The organism is Candidatus Goldiibacteriota bacterium (assembly GCA_016937715.1).
Classification (GTDB): domain Bacteria; phylum Oederibacteriota; class PGYV01; order PGYV01; family PGYV01; genus PGYV01.
On the sequence record JAFGWA010000082.1, the window covers coordinates 1 to 24,029 of the forward strand.

The following is a 24,029-nucleotide window of genomic DNA, read 5'->3' on the forward strand; positions in this document are numbered from 1 at the left end:
AACAGGCACCGGTGTACCTTCAACATATACCACTCCCGAATAAACAGCATCTTCTTCATTTGTAGTAAATGAATAACTGAAACCCTGACAATCAGTGCTGGTAACCGAATAAGAAAAAACCGAACACACCAAGGGCGTTGACACACATAAAAATATAAAAATTAAAAACCGATAAAATACATTTCCCATTCCCCGCAAATTGCTTCTCAAATTTTCCCTCGCCAAATTTTGATTTTTTAATATTTGCACAGTTCATCAAATACGTCAAGTAAATATTTAAAAAATTGAAACGGCATTTGTAAATGGGTACTTCTTCTGTAATTATTGTTGACAGGAAAACTATTATAAAAGATAATTAAAAAATGATGCGGCTAAATACAATAAAAAGAACATGTTTATCCAAAACTTCTCGACTAATATTTAGGAGAATCCGTGGCTAAAAAAATTTTTGTAGCGCTATATCTGTTATATGCCCTGTTTTTTATTTATAATACATCGGTTGTAGTACAGGGGCAACGGTACTTTTTGCTTGCTGATGATGCCGTTATCAGCATGCAATACGCAAAAAATATGGCAACCGGACATGGGCTAAAATGGAGTCTGGATTCAAAAGTTGAAGGTATTACAAACCCTCTGTGGACATTATACATGTCAATACCGCATTTTCTGAATATTCCTCTTTCTAAAACAGCCCTATTTATTCAGTTTACGGCGCTGTTATTTATGCTTTTGACGCTCAAATATGTGTGGAATATTTCAAAAAGCATGACTGCGGTATTTTTTACGGCTTTTTTTTACAGGATGAATTACTGGTTTTACAGCGGATTAGAAGTCAGTATACTGACTTTCCTGACAGTGTTTGTTGTTTATCTGGTGCTTAAAGAGGATAACCCTGTTAAAATTTATTTTATATGCGGTTTGATGACGTTAATAAGGATAGATATGGCGTTGTTTTTTACCGCAACAATATTAATATATAAAAAAGACTGGATAAAAGGCCTTGTTATACTGATTATATTTATGGGAGCGCAGACGCTGGCCAGGTATTTGTATTTTGGAGATTTATTGCCTAATACCTATTACCTTAAAATGTACGGGTATGAACTTCATCACAGGCTTTTCAGGGGAATAATAACATTTTTTAATAATTTGTACTTTATGAACTGGATCCCTTTTGTAGCAATCATTCCATTCATAAAGTCCAAAGAACAAAAAGTCATGTTTACCTATATTTGTATCCCGATTTTGTACAGTTTTTACATAGGCGGTGACGCATGGGAAGCTGCCGGCGGCACAAACCGCTTTGTCACCGCGGTAATTCCGTTATTTTTTATTTTATTTGCAGGTTCTTTTTACAGAATAATGGAACTGCTGCAGATTAAAAACAAAATAGTTATTTATATCCTGCTGTCTGCCATATTTATAAATATGAATTCCTTGACCGGCCCAAAAAGTCTGAAGAATCTTATTTCGCCCGGAGCCGAAGTAAAAGCGTCGGCAAACACGCTTAACATAGCGCTGTATTTAAAAAACAATTTTAATGATGACGTTACAATTGCCGGACAGGGAGCGGGTGTTCTTCCATATTTTTCGGAAAAAAAATATTTTATTGACCTTCTTGGGAAAAATGACAGTAATATCGCAAAAATGAAGGTATCTGTTATAAAAACATGGTGGGACGCCCTGACAAAAGCTCCCGGCCATATGAAGTATGACCAGCAATACTCTATTGCTGATAAAAAGCCTGATATTATTGTCCACAATGTTTTGGACGGAGTAATAGACAGATATCTGAAAGAAAATTATATTGAAAGCAAACAGCAGGGTTTTTCTTTTGTATGGTTTAAAAAAGGACTTAAGACAATAAATAATACTCTACCGGAATAATGAAAGTTTTTATTATTTAATAAATATTATTAAATACTGTATAAATAAAACCAAACAGAAATAAATCTCTTGCCCGCTTATTATAAACCCTCCTTAAAAATTTAACGCTTTAATTTATTATCTTTAAGAAAAAACACATTCAGCAGAACGGCGGCGCCGGCCCATAAAACTGTTTTTATCTGCCAGCCTGCGCTTTTTGCCCAAATGGACGGAAATAAAGAAGAGACTTCAAAATTACCGGCTGAAGGCAAAAATTTGAAAATCCAGTTTTCTCCCAGCCCCTTATTCCACCTGAACCACGGTACAAGAAATATTACGGCGGAAATAACCAGGCCGATTCCAGCCAGAATGTAAAAAACTTTTTTCTTTTCGGCATTATCGCACGCGTTTAAAACTTCGGCTGTCAGCAGCGATACCATTAATATTACAGGCACAAGAAATCTTGGCCCTGACCCGCCGCCGCCGCGCCAGTCTATCCAGGCTGTGACAAGAATAAACAGCGGTATAAACATTGCCATAATATAATAAAAAGTCTTTTTATCCCTCTTAAACATCAGTACAGCCCCGGCAAACATAAGCGAAAATACAGGCGTAAAAAAGAAAAGCCCGAATTCCTGGTCAAACAATATGCCTGCCATACCTGCAATATTTAAACTGAACACTTCCGATACCGAAGAAACTGGTTTTTCCATTGCCGGCGGCATAATATGTCCAAAAACAGCATAATTATAAAACAGGAATACTATCAGGCCCGCTCCCTGTGATGCCGCAAAGACTAACGCTTTTTTTATTTCTACCCTGTATTCAATAAGCGCTATAACGCATAAAACTCCCCAAACCACCATATTTCTTGGATGCAGCCACATGAAGAATATGGCGGACAGCGCGGGAATAAATATCCTGTTTTTCTGATACCTTATGAAATAATACGCTGCCGCAAGAAAAAACGCGCTTGCCGTTTCTGTGGCTATCTGATTAGTAAACAGAATAAAGGGCATTGACATGCCTGTGAGAAAAGCTGTTATAAAAGAGTTTTTCTCATTGTGCCCGCCTTTTACAAGTATTAAATAAAGTAAACAGCAAAAAAGCGCGGCCATCAGATTTATAAACAAAGTTACACCCATCCTGCCGGCAGTTAAATAAAACGGCGTTATTAAAACCGAGATCATTACAGGATGAAATGACACTATCTTTTCTTTTATATCCCTTTCCTGCGGCTTAAGTTCACCTTTATAAAAGCCGGAATAATCCTTGTTTTCAAAATTGTTCTTAAGGTCAAGGTCAAAATCATGAATAAGGCTGTGCGCTGTAAGAAGGTAAACAGGCTCATCGCCTGTGGGCTGATTTGCGTGATTCATCCACACCGAAACACCTGAAAATACAATAAAAAAAGCCGCGCAGAGTACGGCGGGATTTTTATACCCTTTTTCATTTTTTAAGATTTCCATAAACAGCAGCCCCGCAGCGCTTATTATAAAAAGGGCATATGAAATACCAAGCACAAGTTCCAGTTTTCTCTGCATAAAATTATGAGGTTCAGGAAAATTAAATTTAACCGCCAACGGGGATAAAAACAGCAGAATAAAAACAAATAAAACAGGTGAACAGGACAGGAAAGATTTTTTAAATGTTTTACCGGTTATATACGCCGAAACACCGGAAAACAGGATTAGATAAGTAAAAACAACAACAGGAGCCGCATAATAAATACCCGGCATTATGTACAATGGCCCGGAAAACATAAAATAGAATAAAAAACTCCCGGCAAATATCAGGTTTGCCGCTATTGCCATCTGCGCTCCATTTTATATATTACAGTACCGTAATATTTTTTTTCTTCTTTTATGTTAAACCAGTTTTTAACCCATTTGATTTCTTTTACGTTTAAAGGTGATGAAAATTGAATTTTAGAATGCCAAACGCTTCCTGCCGGCAGCCACGGCTGTTTGATTCCTATACCGTCATCGTTTATAAACCACACTTCCCTGTAATTTCTGATTTTACCGGCAAGTTCATCTTCTGTGATAAGGTTCTTGTCTTCGCTGCCGCGGATTTCAAGTTTAAACCTGTTTATAAGCGTTTCATCCCTGAATTTTTCCCATTTTGACCTTATGTTAAACCTGATGCCTTTTTTCTTTGTTTCGCTTATTTTGCCTATATACCTGTTTTCAAAATTGCTTCTGTGCTTGACCCTGTTGTAAAATTCAAAAGCAGAATAGGAATTTATACTGCTGTGCACCACAAACGCCCCTTCTTTCGCCTCTTTAACAAATTCAGAATACTGTTTTTTGTAGTCAATTTTTCTGTATTTTTCATTCCCAAAGTAATTATAAAATGCAACACCATAAAACATGAACATCACCGTTAAAGCCAGTATAATTCCTTCTCTTGATAAATAAGATATGCCAATAGCTAAAAGCACAAGTACAAGCGCGCATAAAAGAATAAGCCCGCTTTCCGGATATATGAACCTGCCAAAGACAGCTGCCAGCCACGGTATGACAAAATAAAGAAAAACCACCCAGGAGATAACAGAAATAATTTTCATGTTCTTATGGTTATACGTGAAAACCGCCATTATAATAAGGTAAAGGGCTGCCGCAAAACCAATGCCGGAAATAAAATTGAAATCAGCTGTAAAACCAAACAGATAATCTTTAAGCGCTATAAACGGCGCCATCAGGGTATTTGCCCTTAAAAACACCCCTGAAACACCCTTTAAAAGAAAAGGCATTACAGGCAGAATAAAAATAAAAATTATTATCTGCGCCTTTATCCACAAATTTATCCTTATTTCATCCCTGTATTTAATGAAAATAAGCAGGTTAAAAACAATAAGAAGCACGGCGGTAAGGCTGTGGGTATATATGCCTATTACCGACCATAAGACGAAAGGTTTCAGCAGAAAGCTGTTGTACTTTACCGACATCAAAAAATAATATGTAAGAATAAGGGAAACAAATAAAAACATACTGAAAACCGCGGCTTCCTGCGAGTAATAAACAAGGTAAGGATTTAAAACAAATAAAAAGAAAGCTGTAAGGCTTATTTTTTCACTGAAAAACGCCCGGACAAGGCGGTAAAAAACGGGCATTGCGGCAATTGAAAATAAAAGCGGCAGCAGCCTTAATGATGTTTCCGAATACCCGAAAATATTGCATATAATATGCTGCAGCATAAAAAACAAAGGCGGGTGAGGCTGTGACGCAAAACTGTTCCAAAAAAGTGTAATAAGGTTTGAATCTGCCGCGAAACGCGCGGTTATAAATTCATCCGGCCCTATACTTTGACCTGAAATGCCGATTACCCTTAAAACCGTACCTGCCAGAAATAAAAGAATAAGATACATCCCGCTGTTTGTGTTAATGTTCAGTTTCATTGTTCACCGCTGATAGGTATATTTTTAAAGTCTCCTGTGCTGTTTCTTTCCAGGAAAAAGTTTTTACCCTTTCAAGCCCAAGTTCAGCTAAATTTTTTCTTTTTGCCTCGCTTTTTTCCAGCTCTGTCATTGCCCTTACCATATCTTCGGCGGAAAAAGGGTCAATAAACATGGCCGCATCTCCCGCGACCTCTTTTAAAGACGTGTTGTCGGATGTGATTACAGGCAGTCCGCACGCGAAAGCTTCAAGCACCTGCAAGCCGAACCCTTCCCACATTGACGGGAAGAAGAAAAACAGGGCATTATTATAAAGCATGACCATATCATCATCGCCGACATAATCCGTAATTACTGTGTACTTATCAAGGTTTTTTTCCTTTATTACTTTTTCTATATTTGTGGTCTGCAGTTCTTTTTTTCCTATGGAAGTGATAACCAGCTGGTATTTATACTCGCATATATTGTTAAACAGGTTAAAAGCGTGAAGGGCACGCTCTGTGTTTTTTCTTAAATCCGCGGCAGCGCTTATCATTATATACGGTTTTGTAATTTTATATTTTGCTTTTACTTTTTCGATTCGGATTTTATCATTCACCATTTTGTATTTTTTATCAACGCCTTCTTTAATTACGCTTATTTTTTCCGCCTTAACGCCCGCGTGCTTTATAATATCATTTTTTGAATATTCAGATACGGTTATAACCTTATCAGCAGTCCTGCCGGATATCGGAATTGAAATCTTATTATAAAGGTCTACAAGCCTCTGTTTTAACGTGGGTTTTAAGATGGCTTTTGTAATGGGCCTTATGAACATTGTGTCGTGAATGGTCACAACTTTTTTACCCCGAAACAGCGGCATCATATAGGGTATGGTGTTGTCCGTGCCGTGCAGGACGTCAATTTTATCTTTTGCCGCGGCAAGCGGCAGGTGAAACTGTTCATACATGAAAGCATTGGATGTATTTAACCTGCGAAAAACGCAGTTTTTTGCGGTGATCAGGTCGGCAAGCACGGTATTGCGGTCAAGGTATATAAAATAATGATTTTCCCTGTCCTGGGCAAGCAGATTACTGAAAAGGTTTGCGATATAGCGGCCCACCCCGCGCCTGTACATTATTCTGGCGTCTATTCCTATGCGCATTAAACATTACCCTTGTTTTTTTTCATTTCTTTCCCGTCACTATAAAACTTCCGCCTTTTTTATTTAATAAAAGCGAGCCTATGGCATCTGTCAGGTCAAGCAGCCCAAACACAAAACTCTGCGGCATTTTGCCAAGCGCGTCTTCAAGGCCATACGGCATCCTTAAATAATTTGTACTTATTATTTTAATACTCTGAAAACCGGCATTTTTAAAAAACCCGGCAATTTCATCCGGTTTAAAATTAAACAGGTGGTCTTTATGCTCTTCTTCCAGCTGCTTCGCTTTTTTCTTAAACAAAGCCTTATAATAAGAATCTTTATTGGTTAAAGTTACTATAAGGGAGCCGCCTGTGTTCAGCGCGGCATAAGCGTTTTTTATTACTTTTTGCGGGTCGTAACAGTGGTCAAGCACCTCTTTTATCAGTACGGCATCAAATTCATCTTTATATGCGATATCTTCCCCTGTGCCCCTTTTTAACTGGTACTCTTCTTCGTTTATGTCAAATTCAAGCATGGCTTCTGACGGTTCTATACCCACATACCTTTTTACAATATCCTTCACTTCTCCGAAAAATTCCCCGTGTCCGGCGCCTATGTCAAGCATGGTGATATAGCCGTTCTGCTCCACCACTTCATCCGCGATAATACGGCATATTTTTTTATTAAGCCTTAACCATCTTTTTTTCATAAGGGCATTGGCTTTATATTTAAGAAAATCCTTATCATCCCATTTTAACTGCGTCTCTTCCCACTGCTTTTTTTTATCTTCCAAAAAGCCCTCCGCTTATCATTTAATTTTTCTTAAATAATTACCGCTTTTTACGCGCTGTAACAAAAAAACCGTTGCTTAAACCCAAAAGTTTCCACGGCAGCTCCAGAAATTCCATTACAGGCCGTGTTATTTGAAAAAACCGGTATACTGACTTCTTTTTTCCGCCTGCCGTGTCCACAGCCGGTTTTTTAACTTTATTAACTTTCATTTTATTCCTAACTATTTTAAACAATAACTCATCCGCAAGCAATGTAAAAAAAGAGTGAAGAAATCCGATTTTAACATCAGGGCATCCAAGCTTATATACGGCATGGGCGGTTCTGAAAGGGTCTGCAAACTGCTCCCTGAAATGGCCGCCTTCGGTATCCTGCCCAAGTTTTCCAAAGGTAATTAAACGCAAAAACCAGTGCCATGTCAGTATGTCCCTTTTGGAAATGGCATAGATTAGAAGTTTTCCGCCGGGTTTTAACACCCTGACCATTTCCGATAAAACCTTTTCCTTGTTTTCCACGTGTTCCAGTACGTCAAAAGAAACAACGGCATCAAAATAGTTTTTTTCAAAAGACATTTTTTCAAGGACGGAATTTTTATATATTATTTTTTTTGAACCCGCTTCTTTGGCGCGCTGCAGCGCAAGTCTGGAAAGGTCACAGCCATACCCTTTTATTTTATACATTGCTTCCAGCTGGTTAATAAGAACACCGGGGCCGCACCCCGCGTCCAGCACTTTCATATTTGGTTTTAATTTAAGTTTTTCAAGTTCTTTGATATTACGCGCGGCTTTAAAACTTACGCCCAGCATCCTGTTATCACGCGCGTCAGCAACGTGAGATTTCATATATTCAATAAAAAACTTTTTATCTTCATATATAGGCCTGTATTCTTTATCTTTACCGTCATACAGGTTTTTTTGAATTTTTGTAATTTTTTTCATGATTACCTCTCATGTCATTTTCCTGCTGCCTAAAACAGTTCGTCCTCTTTTACATACTGTATTATATTGTGTTTCTGTTTGTTTTTTAATATCCTGTCCGCAATAGAATGGATGAATTCCGGGGGAATTTCAAGGCATATCTTTCCCCTGTCGCATTCTGCCTGCTGGCACTTGGCGCACGGCACATCTTTTGTAACTATGTAGGAATTTTTACCCAAAGCGCCCCACTCTTTATAATCAGCGGCACCGGAAAAAACGGTAAGAGATTTCACGTTAAAAGCGGATGCAATATGCACAGCCGCGGAGTCATTGCCTATTACAATCTGGGCGCGTTTGATAAGAGAGCCCATCTCGCGCACTGTAACTATTCCCGAAAGGTTTACTATGTTTTTGCCTTTTATTGACATTATATCTCCGTCCATTTTATTGCCGACTACAACCACGTTCATTTTTTTTGCAAGCATAGCCGCAAGTTTCCTGTAATTATCAATCCCCCAGTCCTTTGAAGAATGGCCGGATACCGGGTGCAATACGGCGAATTTTTCCACTTCGCCTTTTTTTAAAAGCCTTGTGATATTTTCTTCACTTTGTTTTGACAGTGCAAAACCAAGTTTTACCGGATATTTTTTTCCGGTTATACGCTGCAAAAATAAAATATGTTTTTCAGTTTCATGAATGTTTCTTTTGGGAGATGCCATTTTTCTGTTGATGCCAAAACCCGCACCGTTTACATCATAACCGTATCTGTCGCGGGCATTTGAAAATGACAGTATTAAGGAGCTTAACCTGTCCTGCCACCGCAGAGAGATAAGCGTGTCAAAATGGTGTTTGTTTACAAGTTTTAAAACAAATAAAGCGGAACCCCACCTTGCAAAAACAGATTTTTTTTCATATGACAGCCATAATGGGTTTATTACCACAATTTCATCAAACAGCCCAAGGCCTTCAAGCGCTTCCTTGCCTGCAGGGCTTAAAAAAGCTGTAATATGCGCGTGTTTATAGTGCTGCCTTAAACCGAAAAAAAACGGAGACGCAAGTACTGCGTCTCCGATTCCGTCTGCTTTAATCACGCCTATCCTGATTTTACGGTTTTTTTCCATTATGCTCCATTAAAACATAGCACTTTAGCGATTTAAGCAATTAAGCTATAGCGGGAACACTGCTAATTTTTCATGTTTTTCTTTTGCTTATATTAATCGCTAATGCTTATCTTCTTATTTCGCTTTTGCTTATATTAATAGTTTATCTTCTTAATTCGCTTATGCTTAACTGCTTATATGCTTAATACGCTATTTTTTTAATCCATGAACCCTTTTAAATTTTTTGCCCTTGCAGGGTGCCTTAATTTTCTTAACGCTTTTGCCTCTATCTGCCTTACGCGTTCGCGCGTAACCTTGAATATTTTTCCCACTTCTTCAAGGGTGTGCGGCACTCCGTCGCCTATTCCAAAACGCAGGCGCAGGACTTCCGCTTCCCTTTCTTTTAAAGTATGCAGGACTTTTTCAATCTGTTCTTTTAACAGCACGTTAACCGCGGCAGCTGCCGGCGATATTGCGTCTTTATCTTCAATAAAATCTCCCAGGTGGGAGTCTTTTTCCTCGCCTATGGGTGTTTCAAGCGAAATGGGGTGCTGTGATATTTTAAGCACGGAACGCACTTTTTCCGCGGACATGCCCATCTTTTTTGCTATTTCTTCCGGCTTAGGTTCGCGCCCATACTGCTGCACAAACTGGCGCGCCACCTTATTCAGTTTATTTATAGTCTCTATCATGTGAACGGGTATACGGATTGTACGCGCCTGGTCCGCGATAGCCCTTGTTATTGCCTGCCTTATCCACCATGTGGCGTAAGTGGAAAACTTGTATCCGCGCTTGTATTCAAACCTCTCCACGGCGCGCATAAGGCCTATATTTCCTTCCTGAATAAGGTCCAAAAAGGACAGCCCTTTATTGATGTACTTTTTCGCGATAGATACAACAAGCCTTAAATTTGCCACAACAAGTTCTTTTCTTGTTATGCGCGCTTCAAGCATGTTCTTTTTTATCTTATAGGCAATGGACTTTAAATCTTCTTTTTTCATCCCTACAAAATCTTCTTCCCGTTTAATATTGTTCCTGATATCCTTTACTTCTTTTAAAATATCCGTAAACCTTGCTTTGTTCATTCTTTTCTTTTTCAGGAATTCATTTAACTGCTTTCCGCCCCTGGCAAGAGATACAAATTCTTCCGATGTTTTTCCGTATTTCTTTTCATATACAAGCAGGTCGCGTTCATCTTTGTTAATTTTTCCCACAATACCCATTATCTTTTTGGCAATAAGGTTTATCTGTTCGTTATTAAGTTTAAGCATGTGCAGGTCATCAAGTTTTTTACGGATATGCCTGTCGCGCACTTTTTCAAGTTTTTCTTTTCTTCCGGCGGTAATGCCCTTTTTCTGAAGCGCTGCCTTTACTTTTGCCGCTTCTTTTTCTTTTTTGTCCGCGCTTTTGATGTATTTGCTGAAACGGTCTATAAGCCTGTTTTCCACCGAAGGGGGAATTTCACCCTCAAGTTTTGTCTTGATTATATCAACTATTTTTATCGTGCCTGAATGAAGGTCATCATCAAGCTTCTTTATTTCGTCATATCCGATTTTTGTATCAAATATGATATTTTTTACATTTATTTCCGCTGTTTCAATTTTCTTTGCTATCCTTACTTCATCCTCGCGTCGCTCTAAAAGCGGCACCTTTCCCATCTCGTGAAGGTACATCTGCACAGGGTCAGCCGAAAAACCGTCCGTGTCAGCTTCAAGGTAGTCAACATCTTCCGCTTTTTCCACCGGTTTTTCCGCGTTAACCGGCTGCTTGCCGTCTTCCTTTATTTCTATGTCAAACTCTTCCATGATATTAAGCATATTATCAATGTCTTCAACAGACGTAAAATCATTTGGAAGCGAATCATTAAGTTCTTCATAGGTTAAAAAACCTTTTTCTTTCCCTTTTTTTATCAGTTCCTGTACTGCCGGCATATTTTTTAAATTCTTACTCAAGATGTTCACCTCTTTGGCTTAGTATGTTCTGAATTTCCTGCTTTTCCTTTATATACATCGTTACCTTATCAAAATCTTTTTCCAGCTCGGCCTGCTTTATTTTTGCCTGCAGCTCGCCAAGTTTTACCGTTACCTTATCTCCAAGAATCCTGGCTAAACAGTCGTCCATCATGTTCTTAATGTCTTCTGTGGCCGACTTTGCGGTATCGCGGCTTAACGCTTCAGAGATAAAAGCAATGGCGTCATTGTCCTGCCCGAAATCAATCTGCAGGCGCGACAGCGCGTTTTTTTCACCCAAAGCATAAAGTTCTTCCGTCTTTTTTAATACCGCGGAATAAAGAGCGTTTAAAAAATCACCGTGTGCGATACCTAACAGTTCGCGCTTGTTTGTCAGATGCCTTAAAAGGACATCACGATCGTCGCGCTCAAAGGCGCAAAGCGCGTAAACGGTCAACAGCCGCTCCGCTGATTCTCTTCCTTTCTCTTTCATTCCCGCCGGCTTTTTTTCTTCCGGCGCCTTAATTATTTCCGGTTCCTGCTTTTCTTTTCCGGAGACATACCGTTCAATTATACCTTCCGGAATATCAAAAAGCAAAGAAGCGCGCTTTACGCACTCCCGCCTGATAACGGGGCTGTCGGCTTTCGCGATAAGGGAGGCAATCTCCCTTGCGGCCGTTTCCTTATAATAAGGATTTTTTATATCTCCCGCTTCTATCAGGCGCTGTACCCTGAAATCAAAAAACGGAACCGCTGAATCAATTCTTTTTTTAAATTCTTCAGCGCCGAACTTTTTGATGAACTCATCAGGGTCCTTTGCCCCTTCAAAACTTACAACACCAGCGTCTATTCCCGCTTCAAAAAGATTATCGCCTCCGCGCACTGCTCCGGCTTTGCCGGCTTCATCCATGTCATAGATAAGGTACGCTTTCTGAGTGTATCTTTTTAAAAGCCTGGCCTGGTCGGGCGTTAAAGCCGTACCCAGTGACGCGGCTGTATTTTTAAACCCGGCAGTGTACATTGCAATCGCGTCCATATACCCTTCGGTAATGTTAACGGAACCTGCCGCGTGTTTTCTTGCGTTATTTAAGTTATATAAGTTCTTTCCTTTTGAATACGCCGGTGTCTCGGCGGAATTAATATATTTTGGGAGCGAATCGTCAAGCACCCTTGCGCCGAACGCCACAGGGTCGTTGTAGACATTCAGAATAGGAAATATTATCCTGTTTCTGAATACGTCATATCCGCCGCCCGTATCGCCTTTCTTGCAAATCCACGCCTTATATATAAGGTCTTCCGAATACCCTTTTGATTTTAAAAGGCCAAACAGGCCGGAACCCGAGGGCGCGTAGCCAAGCATAAATTCATCAACAGTTTCCTGTGATATACCGCGCGCTTTTATGTATTCTTTGGCAGCAGGATTTTTTTCCAGATTTTCCCTGAAATAATCCAATGCGGCTTTGTTGATGGCTATTATTTTTTCGCGCTCATCAAACTTTCCGCCTGTATACTGCTGCTCTTCAATCTGTATGCCGGAGCGCCTTGCAAGAAGCCTTACCGCTTCCACAAAGTTCAGGTTCTCCTGTTTTTGAATGAACGTAAATACGTTTCCGCCGGCGCCGCAGCCAAAACAGTGATATATCTGCTTGTCAGGGCTGACCATGAACGAAGCGGTCTTTTCGCCGTGAAAAGGGCACCGTGCCTTAAAATTGCTTCCGGACTTCTTAAGTTCCAGATATTCAGAAAGCACTTCAACTATGTCGCTTGCGTTTTTTATGTCTTCTATCTTTTCGGGCGGTATCATATTTGTGAACCCGTTATTGCCTTTTCCACAGCTGTTAAAAGCCTGTTTTTATCCTCATCCGTAAAAGCATGCGGCCCTTTAATTCTTATTTTTCCTGTTTTCTTTCTGCGTGACTTTTTTGCCTTTGACGCGGCTTCCATGGCGCCGCGCGCCGTGTCCGCGTCAAGCAGAAACCCGCGGCTGTTTATCGTAATTACGCCTTTGCCCTGCAGCACGTATGCCAGCGGGCTGTCCTGTGTTATGGCTATGTCGCCCGCCTGCGCTATGTTCATTATTTTTATGTCCGCGGCCTGAGGCTCGCTTTCAACATTTATTATCTCTTCACCGTCTTCTTTTTGTGTGTGGTGAGCGAAACTCATTACCGACACCGCTTTTATACCGCGCGCTTTGGCCAGTTTTATGATTTCTTTCCTGCATGGCTGCGCGTCCGCGTCTATTACTATTTTCACTTACGTTTAAACCTTATAAAACCGGAGCTGTCCACCACATTTAACTTTCCGCACTTCTTTTCTATGGCATCCAGCACTATGTTCATTCCAACCACGTCAGATGAAATATGCCCGGCTATGACAACGTTCAAATTTGCCTTTTCAAGTTCTTTTTTATGGTCAGCCGAAAAATGCATACCCACTATTGTGTCAACGCCGGCTGACGCGACTTTTTCATATATTTCTTTGGGGCCTTCCGTGCCGCCTGTCATGTCCACCATTACTTTTTTTACAGAGCGGTCTTTATTGCCTATAAGTATTTCCGGCCCGTTGCCCCTTTTTGCGTAAGCTTTGTATTCGGGTTCTTCCATCAGCATATCAATAATATCGGATACTTTTTTTGGTTTTTCGGAATCAAACCTTTTCTGCAGGTATTTTACAACGCTGTTATCAGCCGGAGTATGCATATTCATCATGGATATATTCAGCAGCTTTGCCGCGTCCTGTACCCTGTAATGGTTGCCGGCGCTTACCCGTTCGCCCACTTCTTTTTTTCTTTTATCCAGCAGCGCTTCAGAAGCGGCAATGTTCACGCCAAAACTGTTAAAAATATCCGCCTGCATGGACATTACCTCATAAAAGTTAACCATGGCGCACCCTTCGGGGTGGTGGGCGATAACCGCGTCTATTTTCATTCCTTTTTCATTCAGCCTGTCCATTAAAAGCAGTTCAGGTACTTCCATATCAATTCCCACAAGCACGGTCTTTATATTGTTGCCCGCGTCGTGAAGTATCCTGGAATCGGCATAAGGGTTATACAGTTTCTGCGTGTCATAATATTTTTTACGGTCAGGGCTTAATTCGGAATATTTTTTTGAAGTTTCTTTTAAAATTGCGTTTACAGCCGCAGCGCCGCGCGGGTCGTTGTTTATTCCTGTTTCCACAGCTGCTTTGTATATTTCGGTAAGTTTCATAAGTCCCTCCGCGTCATGGTTTTGAAACGTAACTGTTTCCCTTTATGTAAAATCTCCACTTTAAATTCAGCCCGGTTTTTATCCCTATTCTGCTTTTGGCTGCAATGCCAAACTTTTCTTTTGGCCCTTCACATATATATATTTCATTTTTTGTCAAATCAGCCCGGTTTTGCCCTTTTCCTATTGCCATTGCCTGCGTAAACTTTGCCGGCCCGTTGGTAAGATTTATTCCTTCGGCATTTCTATTTTTTTTCATTTCTTTTATGCCGCGTGCAGGTTCTACCGCCCTGATAAGGACAGCTCCCGCAGTGCCTTCGGGCTCCGTGACTATATTAAAAAGGTAGTGATTTCCGTAACAGAAGTAAACATAAGCGCGCCCTGAAGTTTCAAACATAACTTCGTTTCTTGGAGTTCTTTTTTTAAACGCGTGGCTTCCGGGATCTTTTTTCCCCCTGTACGCTTCGGTCTCCACTATTTTAGCGGCCATAATAACCGCGCCCTGTCTGCGCACCAGATATTTCCCAAGAAGCGCTTTAGCCGCGCTTACAGAATTCTGAAGGTAAAAACCGGCTTTAATTTTTCTTAACTTCAATTTATTTAAGAAACTCCCTGACTATAACGCCTATTTTAGTGCCGTCCGCCCTGCCTTTTACCTTTGGCATTACGGCGCCCATTACTTTTCCCATTTCCTTGGCTGACTGCGCGTTTACCGCGGCAATTGTTTCTTTGACAATTTCCCTAAGTTCATCATCGGTAAGCTGTTTGGGAAGGTATCCCATTATGATTTCAAGTTCCTGTTTTTCTTTTTCCGCCAGTTCCGGCCTGTTGCCTTTTGTGAAGCTTTCAATGGATTCGTTGTGAGCTTTGGATAAAGAAAAGATGACGGAGACGATATCGTCATCCGTCATCTCTTTTTTTAACTTTATCTCTGCGTTCATGACAGCGGTCTTTATCTGCCTTATTACGGCAGTTTTAGTTTCGTCTTTCGCTTTCATGGACGCTTTTAAATCTTCTGACAGTTTTTCGTTTAAGCTCATTTCTTTATGGGCCTTTTTTTCTTGCGTTTTTTGCTGGCAGCCCACATTTTCTGTTTCTTTCTTACTGACGGCGGTTCGTAATACTCCCTTTTCTTCATTTCCTGAAGAATACCGGCGTCCTGCACTTTTTTCTTAAAGCGCTTCATTGCGTCGTCTAAGCTTTCATTTTCCTTTATTGAAATCTCAGCCATGTAAAATAATCCCTCCAAACTTTTCTGGAATATAATTTTTCCCTGTATTTACACCAATTAACATAAATACAAAGTCAATTAAAAGCAAAAAATGCTTTGAACAATTATACAGATTATGCGACGGAAAGTCAATAAATAGATAAAGCCCATACATAAGCCCATAGATTATAATCCATTTCCCATAAATAGGTCTAAAAACCCATAGATAATAAGCCATAACCCATAAATAATGATTAAATGCCGATTTTCAGCCCTGGTAGACGCGGGTCTTCAGCCCGCGGTTGAAGCGAGCCTGTGAGCGGAAATCCACGCGATGAAGCGAATTTTTTATGAGCGAAAGCAGCGGGGACAACTTTAAATGGTATGTACTGGTAGGCGCGCCTTTTAAGGCGCGGCAGTTGCTTTAACAGTATTAGAAAATCATGCAAGAAAGACCCGCATCTTTTGGATTAATAAATCAGAGCCTTTCATTCTTCTCCGCTTTATCAAGTCTTGAATCAGGCTCTGACACCTTTTCTATCTTTTCCCTTCTCTTGCTATTCTTATTTTTACTTTTTACATTTCCGCGAATGCAAATAAATTCGCTAATAAAATACCAATAGCAGGTAAAAATATTATTTAATACGGTTTTTCATACTTTTCCTCTGAAATTTTATTAATCTTTTTTTGAATTTTATCATATTTAATTTTTTTCATTCTGTATTCAGGTCCTTTTTTAACACGCACCATAATTTCATCGTTTGTATCATAACCCATAAAAGTACTTATAGGTTCTTCTGATTCTATTGTAAAATAGTCTGCAATTGTATTTGCCTTCGACGACCAAATCTTAATTTTATTCATCCCAAATTTCTTTATAACAAGTTTAATATCATCATCTTTTTTTATATAAACAAACGAATTTATTTCATCAGTGTTTTTTTGCAGTCTAACAGTTTTAACTAAGCCGCCTTCATCAAAAACATATGCATTTACATCGCCTTGAACAAGTAGATACATCTTTTTTTGATCTACTAATACAAATTTAATTGAATCCTTTTCAGTTAAACCGCCTTTCGAACTCTTCTGTACCCTCTTTAAATTGCTGACATCAATACTATAATCTACATTCGCTTCATATACACGACGAAAATCCGTTCCATTAAACTTGTAAATAGTCACAAAAAAACCGGCCAAATAATCACGTTCTTCGTGAACCCTGTACAAGTTACCACAATAAATAACACTCTTTTTATCACTTGGTCCTATCACATTTATATATTCAACAACGCCGTCAGCTTCTTGTCCATTTAGTTCAGCAATATCCCTTTCAATAATCTTTTCTATATTATTTTTATCTAAATATTTTATTTTAGCTTTATCATGAACAGAAACAGGTTGAACTATTGATTCTATTACACCATCTTGATTTAAATCCTCCCTAATGATAACCTGATTATCTTGTGTTGAAATAGTTTTATTTGCAATCAGATTGCAAGTTAACACAAACACAAATAACAACATATATATTTTTTTCAATTTGCAATCCTCCCAAAATATGTATTTTTAAAAGTCGTATCATCCAAATTTGAAAGATAATAACCATTATAACTTATGTTTGTATCACACAAATATCTGGTCTTAAACACGGAATTAAAAAATAAACGACGCTTTTTCCACTTTTTCTATGTGCGGGTAGGAGGAATATGTGGCCATTACCCTTATGTTGGTGTTATAGGTCATACCGGGCAGAAATAACGGCACATATTCCAGCGGTATTTCCCATGAAATGGAATTTTCACCCTGCTCTAACTGTATGTTTTTGCATACAGTGACTTTCTTGTCCTTATCCAGCTCTATTTCCATTGTCACAAAACTCTTTTCCGTCAGGAAAAAATCAAACTGCATTGCATTCACCGGCGGAACCGCCTGTATTCTGCCCACGCGGAAATTTGTCACATCGCTTCCTATCCAGAAATACTGCGCTGATTCCCTGTCTGACACTATCACCTGCCCGTAGTGCCTGTAAATTGAAATACCCGTGGGTTTTTCAAATTTATAATCGTCCGTGCCGTATGAACCATAAGAGGTGATATATGCAAGGTCAGGTGAAAATTTATGTATCTGGGAATTAAAATAATCCACAAGATAAATGTTTCCGTAATAATCATAATCAAGGGTGGTTAACACCACTTTTCTTCCCAGCTTTTCATCCACCCTTACGCCGCGGACAATGTTCCCGTTTAAATCAAATTTCTGCAGCCTGTTAAAATTTCCGTCTATCACATACATATAGTTCTGTTTATATCCAAGGTAGCGCTGGCCTTCGTCAATAACGCAGATGCCGCGCGGGTTGGAAATACCTTTTGTCTGGTCAATTGAATATAAATATCCGCCGGACTTGGAAAAAACCTGTATCCTGTTATTGCCGTTGTCCGATACATAAAGTTTACCGCCGGAATCAAGTTTTACATAAAGCGGCCTGTTGAATTCCCCGTCGCCGCATCCCGCTTTTCCTATATTTCTTATAAACCTTAATTTTCCGTCTTTATAAAAAAGCCTTACTATCCTGTTATTTCCGGTGTCGGCCACGTATACATCGCCGTATTCATTGCACGAAATACCCGTTGGCCTGTTAAATTCCCCGTCGCCCGTGCCCACGTTTCCATATACCGCAAGCCCGCTCATTGAAATATTATAAATTATTTCCCCGCGCCCGGAATTTACCCCAAAAGCCGTAAGCTGCCAGTCGTCTTTGCCGGGATTTATTCCGCCATAATCAGAAAGCATCTTTGTGGACGCCACATCCTGCGGGTCTGAAAAATATGTTTTGTTCCCCAGAAAAACTTTAAGCCAGAAAGCCGTGCCGCGGTGCACCCCAAACGGGGTGTGCCAGAAACTTGGATAGACAAGAGTTGAAGGAACATTTGTCAATGTGACAAGTTCATCTTCTTTTTTCTTTTCCGCGAAAGAAAAAGATGACAGTAATAATATGAATGCTATAAACAGCACAAGCGTTTTTTTCATTTTTTATCCTTAAGTTTTTTAAAAACGGTACTTTACAGTCATGTAATCCATTCCATAAGCGCTTTCAACGGATAATTCCGCTTTCATCCTGTCGTGCACTTCGTCCACCACAAACGCGGAAAATATGCCAAGCGCGGCTCCTGCAAACACGTCTGACACCCAGTGCTTATCTTTATAGACGCGCGCCGCAGCCACTGTGATGGCGGCGGGGTAAGTGATAAGATACAGCCAGCGGTTATAATGTTCCGGTATCATTGTCGCCCACATAAAAGCGGTGGAAGTATGCCCGGACGGGAATGACATATCTGAAAATGACACATGCCAGAAGCTGAACTGATTATCTGTCTGCGACGGCCTTTGCCTTCCTGTAACTGTTTTTACAACGTATCCCGTAAGGCCGGATAAGGCAAGACCTTCAAGCAGTTTGGCGCCGAATTCTTTTTCACGCGGGCTGTCAAGCGCGTAAAATACCGCCGCGCCTGCCATTACAACCATTCCATCGCCGGCATAATTGGCAATATCAAATATAGTATCTTTTGTTTTATCGTGATACCTGCTTATTCCATTGCTTAGCCACAGGTCATTATTTATCAGCAGCGCGGTTGCTCCCGCAACACCGCCCAGAATTAAAGTTGTTTTTAACGGATTTTCAATTAATGCCCCGCCCATGGCAGGGTAGTCTTTAAATATTATGTGCTCCAATACCGGCTCCGACTGTTCTGCCGCATAGAAAAACGGAATTGCCGCCAGGGTAAACGATATGATAAATGTAATTCTTTTCATCCTGCCTCCGCTTATTATTAAACCCGCTTGTTTCTATTTGTACAGCTGATTTTTATTTATATATTCCCACACCGCAGCGCCCACTTCTTCGCGGATATTATTGCCGTACTTTATGCGTGTCCTTAATTCTGACGCTGACAGGTCTATTAAGTGCGGGTTTGCCCACAGCATATCCGCGGCTTCGCGGTGTTTTTTTATGACTTTTTCTCTGGAAAAATCCGTGCGTTCAAATATTATGAACTTTATAAGTTTAAGAAGTTCTTTATAATCCTTCCACGTTTCAATAAAATAAAACGCGTCTGACCCTGTGATAAAATAAAATTCCTTGCCAGGAAATTCCGTCATAAAATATTTTACCGTATTAATTGAATAGGATATTCCCTGTTTTTTTATTTCATATTCCGACAGGATAAAATCAGGGTCGCCGGCTATTAAAAGCTGCGTCATTTTTTCCCTGTGCCCGGAATCAATTATACCAGCGTGGTCTTTATGCGGCGGAAGATATGAAGGCACAAAAAATATTTTGTCCAGCCCGAATTCTTTTTTTACGTCCTTGGCCAGCAGATAATGCCCAACGTGAGGGGGGTTAAACGTACCGCCGAAAATGCCCACTTTTTTTGCTTTATCCACGTATCTGCCCGCTGCCCGTAATTATGTATTTTTCAGACGTAAGCCCCAGAAGCGCCAAAGGCCCCCTGACGTGCAGTTTCTGATTGGAAATTCCCATTTCCGCGCCAAGGCCAAATTCGTTGCCGTCCGTAAACCTTGTGGAAGCGTTTACGTATACCGCTGCGGAATCCACTTCATTTAAAAAACGCGCGGAATTACCGGAATCTTCTGTTATTATGGCGTCGGAATGGTGTGAGCTGTATTTATTTATATGTTCAATTGCTTCATCAAGCGTATCCACTATTTTGATGGCAAGTATTAAATCATTATATTCGGTTATCCAGTCATGCTCTGTTGCTTCATTGATATTTTTAAGTATTGCCCTTGTTCTGTCGTCGCCGCGAAGCTCTACTTTTGCCTTTGCGTATTCGGCTGCCATTACAGGTAAAAACTTATCCGCTATCTTTGAATTTACAAGCAGAGTTTCCATAGCGTTGCACGTACTTGGCCTTTGCACTTTGGCGTTGAAACAAACCTTTACCGCCATATCCATATCTGCAGATTCATCCACATAGGTATGACATATGCCCGCGTCGTGCCTGATAACGGGAATAAGGGAATTTTCTTCTATGAATTTTATAAGCCCGTATCCGCCGCGGGGTATTATTACATCAACGTACTCTTTCATCTTTACAAGGTGCATGGCAGCTTCCCTGCCTGTGGATTCTATTACTTCTACAGCGCCTTCAGGAAGGCCTGCTTTTTTAATTCCTTCTCTTATTATCCCGGTAAGGCAGATATTAGAATTAATAGCGTCAGAGCCTCCCTTTAAAATTACCGCGTTTCCGGATTTTAAAGTTAAAGACGCCGCTTCCACGCAGACATTGGGGCGGGATTCAAAAATAATTCCAATTACTCCAAGCGGCATTCTTATTTTCTGTATCTTTAAGCCGTTAGGCCTTATCTCTGTTGATGTTATTTCACCCACAGGGTCGGGCAGTTTTATTACGTCATTTAACGCTTTTATCATTTCATCAATTCTTTTATCGTTTAAAGCAAGCCTGTCAAGAAACGCTTCTGACAGCCCTTTTGTTCTGCCGTTAGCTAAATCAATATTATTCTTTTCTTTAATAACAGCGCGGTTTTTATCCAGCCCGTCAGCTATCATTGACAGCGCGCGATTTTTGTCAGTTGTGCTGAATTTTACAAGCTCTCTGGAAGCTTTTTTGGCGCTTTTACATTTTAAAAGCACCGCTTCTTTTTCATCCACTGTTAAACCCCTTTTTTATCACTGCTGCAAAAATACATTTTTATTTATGTATTTGCTCTCGTAGGGACAGCGCTCCCGCGCTGTCCGGTTCTTGTTCTTTTCTTCAATTCAACTACGCGGACAGCGTGAATGCCATGGCAACGCCCGCATTCAAGCAGCTGTCCCTACAAAATCTGATATCACTTCAACATCAAACAGCGTGAATGCCATGGCAACGCCCGCATTCAAGCAGCTGTCCCTACAAAATCTATTACCACTTCAAAGTCATATACCTAAATCAAAAAAATAAAGCAATTACCGTATTGGAAACCAGCATTCCTTTTCTTGTAAGCGCTATGATATCCGCGCTGTTTATTAAAAGCCCGTTTTTAAAAGGCCTTTCAATAATTTTACCAAACCGCCCGTCAAAATCATAACCAAATCTTTCCTTAAAATCCGCTTTATTTATCCCTGCCACAGTTCTTAATTTTAGCATTATATACTCTTTTAATTCCATATCCGGTGTGGTTTTTTCGCTTGTCTCCGCGGGGTCGTCGTTCTTTTTTAACCGCTTTATGTACTCTTCTATATTTTTAACATTGACGTATCTTAATCCGTCAAAATAAGACGCGGCTGCTGTACCTATACCGACATATTTTCCGGAATTCCAGTAATTAAGATTGTGAATACACTCTTTGCCGTCTTTACAGAAATTGGCTATTTCATACTGCTTAAAATCATTGCCTTCCAGAAAACCCGCGCCTGTTATAAACATATCTGTTATGTCATCGTCAGACGGCATTTTTAATCCGCCGCTTTCAATTAATTTTCCTGTCGACGTTTCCGGATACGGGGTAAACATATAAAAAGAAATATGCTCCGCACCGGTTGATGATGCCTCTTCAATATCGGATATTACCATTGATACATTCTGCCCCGGAATACCGTACATAAGGTCAAGGTTGATATTATTAATATTATTCTCCCGCAGTAAGGCAAAAGCTTCTTTTATCTTTGCCGAATTATGCACGCGGCCAAGAGTTTTCAGGATATTATCATCAAAACTCTGCGCGCCCATGCTTACCCTGTTTACGTTTGCCGCAAGCACCTTTGCGGTTTTGTCGGTTATGGTTTCCGGGTTTGCCTCTATGGTTATTTCCTTAAAGTTCTTTTTGGGATAAAGAGAATATATTCCCGTAAAAAGGGAATCCAGCTGTTTTTCCGTAAGCACAGTGGGTGTGCCGCCGCCGATAAAAAGGGTTGAAAATTCAATTTCATATTTATTTTTATAATATTTTAACTCTTTTATCGCCACTTCTATGTAGTCATCAATATAATATAACTTATCATCACAGGAATAAAAATCACAGTAGCCGCATTTTTGAACACAGAAAGGTATGTGAATATACAGGCCGGTATTTTTGTCCGTCATAGTTTCCCGCTTTCAGGCTTTTACGCGGCTGATTATTTTACCGCGGCTGCCGGCGCCGCAGATTCAGCCGCTTTTGCCGGTTTATCAAGTTTAAGGTGTTTAATCGCTTTCCACCTTGTGGGCGGCCAGTATACTATCCACGCTTTGCCTCGTATATTTTTGCGCGGTAAAAAGCCCCAGAACCTGCTGTCAGATGAATTATCCCTGTTGTCGCCCATCATAAAGTAACTGTCCGGCGGAACTGTTATAGGCCCAAAGTTATCGCGCGGAGCAATTGACCCCGGAAAAATTCTCATATCCTTATGAAAAGTAAAATCTTCATCCAATTTTTTTCCGTTTATGTAAAGGACTTTATCCTTCATCTCTATTTTATCCCCCGGAAGCCCCATGCACCTTTTAATAAACATAAAACGGGGATCTTCGGGATACCTGAAAATAAGCACATCGCCCCTTTTTGGGTCGGCAAAACGCAGCACAGTATCTTCTTTCCACGGCAGGTATGTGCCGTAAACAAATTTATTGGCAATAATATGGTCGCCTATTAATAAATTATCTTCCATGGAAGACGACGGGATGCGGAAAGCCTGTATAAAAAGCGTGCGGATGATAATGGCAATTATAATAGCTTCAAATGCGGGTTCCACCCAGTCACGCACCACGTTTTCTTTTGAAAGTTTAAAAACAAAGACAACAAGTATTTCCCCTATTGTAAGCAGTACAAAAAGCGCCCAAAATATAAATTCTGTGGTTTCTATACCAAAAATTGTAGCACCGGGTGGCATGTTTTTTCCTCCATTAAATTAAAAGATGATTTAAATTATATGCCAAAAGGGGAAAAAAGCAAGATATTTAAAGGCGGAGGGACAGAGGGTCGGAAGTAAAAACAAATATCGAAAATTCGAAAATTGAAAAAACAAAAACAATACAGGGGTTGGGTGTGTTTTTTCAGTATGCGCCGCCCTAACATACTATGTATGCGGCAAAGGCTGTTTAATGCCGCGCCGGCATATTCGTATGACGTAAGCTCCGGATTGCCAATGACGTTAACCTGAGTGATGATTTCAAGTTTATTTGGATACAAGATTACCAATTTGCGGCGCGTACTGAAAAAATATACCCAAGCCCGGTAAAGCCGAGGGACAGATGCACGGAAGGTCAGAGGGTCGAAAGAAAAAACGAATCTAAATCTACTACCGCGCCTTAAAAGGCGCGCCTGCCGCTTCTAAACCTAGTTGCAACTTGCCAAGTTAAGCTGCCAAGCCGCCGAGCCGCCAAGCTGCCGCCGTTCCCCTGTAACCGCAAAGTGATAATGTCCTAAATATGCAAAATAGAAATGTCCTATTCCAAGGCGTGGTAGCATAGAAATACGGAGGTG

At 40.2% G+C, this 24,029-nt stretch carries 21 protein-coding genes; 1 reads left to right on the forward strand and 20 read right to left on the reverse strand.

The genetic code is table 11. The annotated features are described in order from the left end of the window. Positions 1 to 432: 432 nt before the first annotated feature. Positions 433 to 1,887 carry a hypothetical protein gene (locus JXR81_08470; GenBank protein ID MBN2754878.1) on the forward strand — a complete coding sequence of 485 codons (1,455 nt, stop codon included), beginning with the start codon at positions 433 to 435 and terminating at the stop codon, positions 1,885 to 1,887. Between the two features lie 101 nt (positions 1,888 to 1,988). Here the strand turns inward: JXR81_08470 and JXR81_08475 are convergent, their stop codons facing one another. From JXR81_08475 to lepB, 20 genes are all read right to left on the reverse strand, one after another. After that, positions 1,989 to 3,680 carry a hypothetical protein gene (locus JXR81_08475; protein ID MBN2754879.1) on the reverse strand — a complete coding sequence of 564 codons (1,692 nt, stop codon included), beginning with the start codon at positions 3,678 to 3,680 and terminating at the stop codon, positions 1,989 to 1,991. Continuing rightward, on the reverse strand, positions 3,671 to 5,266 hold the full coding sequence (locus tag JXR81_08480; GenBank protein ID MBN2754880.1) for a glycosyltransferase family 39 protein: 1,596 nt from the start codon (positions 5,264 to 5,266) through the stop codon (positions 3,671 to 3,673). The genes JXR81_08475 and JXR81_08480 overlap by 10 nt, the downstream gene beginning before the upstream one ends. Beyond that, positions 5,250 to 6,407 carry a glycosyltransferase family 4 protein gene (locus tag JXR81_08485; GenBank protein MBN2754881.1) on the reverse strand — a complete coding sequence of 386 codons (1,158 nt, stop codon included), beginning with the start codon at positions 6,405 to 6,407 and terminating at the stop codon, positions 5,250 to 5,252. Before JXR81_08485 ends, JXR81_08480 begins: the two co-directional genes overlap by 17 nt. A 22-nt stretch (positions 6,408 to 6,429) precedes the next feature. Next, positions 6,430 to 7,179, reverse strand: a complete 750-nt coding sequence (locus JXR81_08490) for a class I SAM-dependent methyltransferase (protein MBN2754882.1) — start codon at positions 7,177 to 7,179, stop codon at positions 6,430 to 6,432. A gap of 37 nt (positions 7,180 to 7,216) precedes the next feature. Continuing rightward, on the reverse strand, positions 7,217 to 8,113 hold the full coding sequence (locus JXR81_08495) for a class I SAM-dependent methyltransferase (GenBank protein MBN2754883.1): 897 nt from the start codon (positions 8,111 to 8,113) through the stop codon (positions 7,217 to 7,219). A 29-nt stretch (positions 8,114 to 8,142) separates the two neighbouring features. Continuing rightward, positions 8,143 to 9,213, reverse strand: a complete 1,071-nt coding sequence (locus JXR81_08500) for a glycosyltransferase family 9 protein (protein MBN2754884.1) — start codon at positions 9,211 to 9,213, stop codon at positions 8,143 to 8,145. Between the two features lie 197 nt (positions 9,214 to 9,410). Further along, positions 9,411 to 11,144, reverse strand: a complete 1,734-nt coding sequence (gene rpoD / locus JXR81_08505; protein ID MBN2754885.1) for an RNA polymerase sigma factor RpoD — start codon at positions 11,142 to 11,144, stop codon at positions 9,411 to 9,413. Next, on the reverse strand, positions 11,137 to 12,945 hold the full coding sequence (locus tag JXR81_08510; protein ID MBN2754886.1) for a DNA primase: 1,809 nt from the start codon (positions 12,943 to 12,945) through the stop codon (positions 11,137 to 11,139). Before JXR81_08510 ends, rpoD begins: the two co-directional genes overlap by 8 nt. Next, positions 12,942 to 13,394: a DUF188 domain-containing protein gene (locus JXR81_08515; GenBank protein MBN2754887.1), complete on the reverse strand. Its 453-nt coding sequence runs from the start codon at positions 13,392 to 13,394 to the stop codon at positions 12,942 to 12,944. Before JXR81_08515 ends, JXR81_08510 begins: the two co-directional genes overlap by 4 nt. Continuing rightward, positions 13,391 to 14,347, reverse strand: coding sequence for an NGG1p interacting factor NIF3 (locus tag JXR81_08520; GenBank protein MBN2754888.1), 957 nt, complete (start codon positions 14,345 to 14,347; stop codon positions 13,391 to 13,393). The genes JXR81_08515 and JXR81_08520 overlap by 4 nt, the downstream gene beginning before the upstream one ends. Before the next feature lie 13 nt (positions 14,348 to 14,360). Further along, complete coding sequence (locus tag JXR81_08525; GenBank protein MBN2754889.1) at positions 14,361 to 14,924, reverse strand: DNA-3-methyladenine glycosylase; 564 nt, start codon at positions 14,922 to 14,924, stop codon at positions 14,361 to 14,363. Positions 14,925 to 14,940: 16 nt separating this feature from the next. Further along, on the reverse strand, positions 14,941 to 15,384 hold the full coding sequence (locus JXR81_08530) for a GatB/YqeY domain-containing protein (GenBank protein ID MBN2754890.1): 444 nt from the start codon (positions 15,382 to 15,384) through the stop codon (positions 14,941 to 14,943). Beyond that, on the reverse strand, positions 15,381 to 15,575 hold the full coding sequence (locus JXR81_08535) for a 30S ribosomal protein S21 (protein MBN2754891.1): 195 nt from the start codon (positions 15,573 to 15,575) through the stop codon (positions 15,381 to 15,383). Before JXR81_08535 ends, JXR81_08530 begins: the two co-directional genes overlap by 4 nt. A 618-nt stretch (positions 15,576 to 16,193) precedes the next feature. After that, entirely contained in the window at positions 16,194 to 17,093 is a 900-nt protein-coding gene (locus JXR81_08540) for a hypothetical protein (GenBank protein ID MBN2754892.1), read from the reverse strand. 114 nt (positions 17,094 to 17,207) lie between these two features. Beyond that, complete coding sequence (locus tag JXR81_08545) at positions 17,208 to 18,581, reverse strand: NHL repeat-containing protein (protein ID MBN2754893.1); 1,374 nt, start codon at positions 18,579 to 18,581, stop codon at positions 17,208 to 17,210. A gap of 18 nt (positions 18,582 to 18,599) precedes the next feature. Beyond that, positions 18,600 to 19,364 (reverse strand): phosphatase PAP2 family protein, encoded by a 765-nt coding sequence (locus JXR81_08550; protein MBN2754894.1) that lies wholly within the window; start codon positions 19,362 to 19,364, stop codon positions 18,600 to 18,602. Between the two features lie 33 nt (positions 19,365 to 19,397). After that, positions 19,398 to 19,994: a nicotinate (nicotinamide) nucleotide adenylyltransferase gene (gene nadD, locus JXR81_08555; GenBank protein ID MBN2754895.1), complete on the reverse strand. Its 597-nt coding sequence runs from the start codon at positions 19,992 to 19,994 to the stop codon at positions 19,398 to 19,400. Then, a complete protein-coding gene (locus JXR81_08560) occupies positions 19,987 to 21,243 on the reverse strand; it encodes a glutamate-5-semialdehyde dehydrogenase (GenBank protein ID MBN2754896.1) in 1,257 nt (418 codons plus the stop codon). The genes nadD and JXR81_08560 overlap by 8 nt, the downstream gene beginning before the upstream one ends. A gap of 277 nt (positions 21,244 to 21,520) precedes the next feature. Next, positions 21,521 to 22,654 (reverse strand): radical SAM family heme chaperone HemW, encoded by a 1,134-nt coding sequence (gene hemW, locus JXR81_08565; GenBank protein ID MBN2754897.1) that lies wholly within the window; start codon positions 22,652 to 22,654, stop codon positions 21,521 to 21,523. Positions 22,655 to 22,686: 32 nt separating this feature from the next. Continuing rightward, positions 22,687 to 23,436 (reverse strand): signal peptidase I, encoded by a 750-nt coding sequence (gene lepB, locus JXR81_08570; protein ID MBN2754898.1) that lies wholly within the window; start codon positions 23,434 to 23,436, stop codon positions 22,687 to 22,689. Between the last annotated feature and the right edge of the window lie 593 nt (positions 23,437 to 24,029).

Bases quoted from the DNA above. Each gene is read 5' to 3' on its own strand.
- JXR81_08520 (MBN2754888.1), bottom strand. From the start codon at position 14,347: ATGAAACTTACCGAAATATACAAAGCAGCTGTGGAAACAGGAATAAAC.
- JXR81_08500 (MBN2754884.1), bottom strand. From the start codon at position 9,213: ATGGAAAAAAACCGTAAAATCAGGATAGGCGTGATTAAAGCAGACGGA.
- JXR81_08530 (MBN2754890.1), bottom strand. From the start codon at position 15,384: ATGAGCTTAAACGAAAAACTGTCAGAAGATTTAAAAGCGTCCATGAAA.
- JXR81_08495 (MBN2754883.1), bottom strand. From the start codon at position 8,113: ATGAAAAAAATTACAAAAATTCAAAAAAACCTGTATGACGGTAAAGAT.
- JXR81_08550 (MBN2754894.1), bottom strand. From the start codon at position 19,364: ATGAAAAGAATTACATTTATCATATCGTTTACCCTGGCGGCAATTCCG.
- JXR81_08510 (MBN2754886.1), bottom strand. From the start codon at position 12,945: ATGATACCGCCCGAAAAGATAGAAGACATAAAAAACGCAAGCGACATA.
- JXR81_08480 (MBN2754880.1), bottom strand. From the start codon at position 5,266: ATGAAACTGAACATTAACACAAACAGCGGGATGTATCTTATTCTTTTA.
- hemW (MBN2754897.1), bottom strand. From the start codon at position 22,654: ATGACGGACAAAAATACCGGCCTGTATATTCACATACCTTTCTGTGTT.
- JXR81_08535 (MBN2754891.1), bottom strand. From the start codon at position 15,575: ATGGCTGAGATTTCAATAAAGGAAAATGAAAGCTTAGACGACGCAATG.
- JXR81_08545 (MBN2754893.1), bottom strand. From the start codon at position 18,581: ATGAAAAAAACGCTTGTGCTGTTTATAGCATTCATATTATTACTGTCA.
- JXR81_08485 (MBN2754881.1), bottom strand. From the start codon at position 6,407: ATGCGCATAGGAATAGACGCCAGAATAATGTACAGGCGCGGGGTGGGC.
- lepB (MBN2754898.1), bottom strand. From the start codon at position 23,436: ATGCCACCCGGTGCTACAATTTTTGGTATAGAAACCACAGAATTTATA.
- JXR81_08475 (MBN2754879.1), bottom strand. From the start codon at position 3,680: ATGGCAATAGCGGCAAACCTGATATTTGCCGGGAGTTTTTTATTCTAT.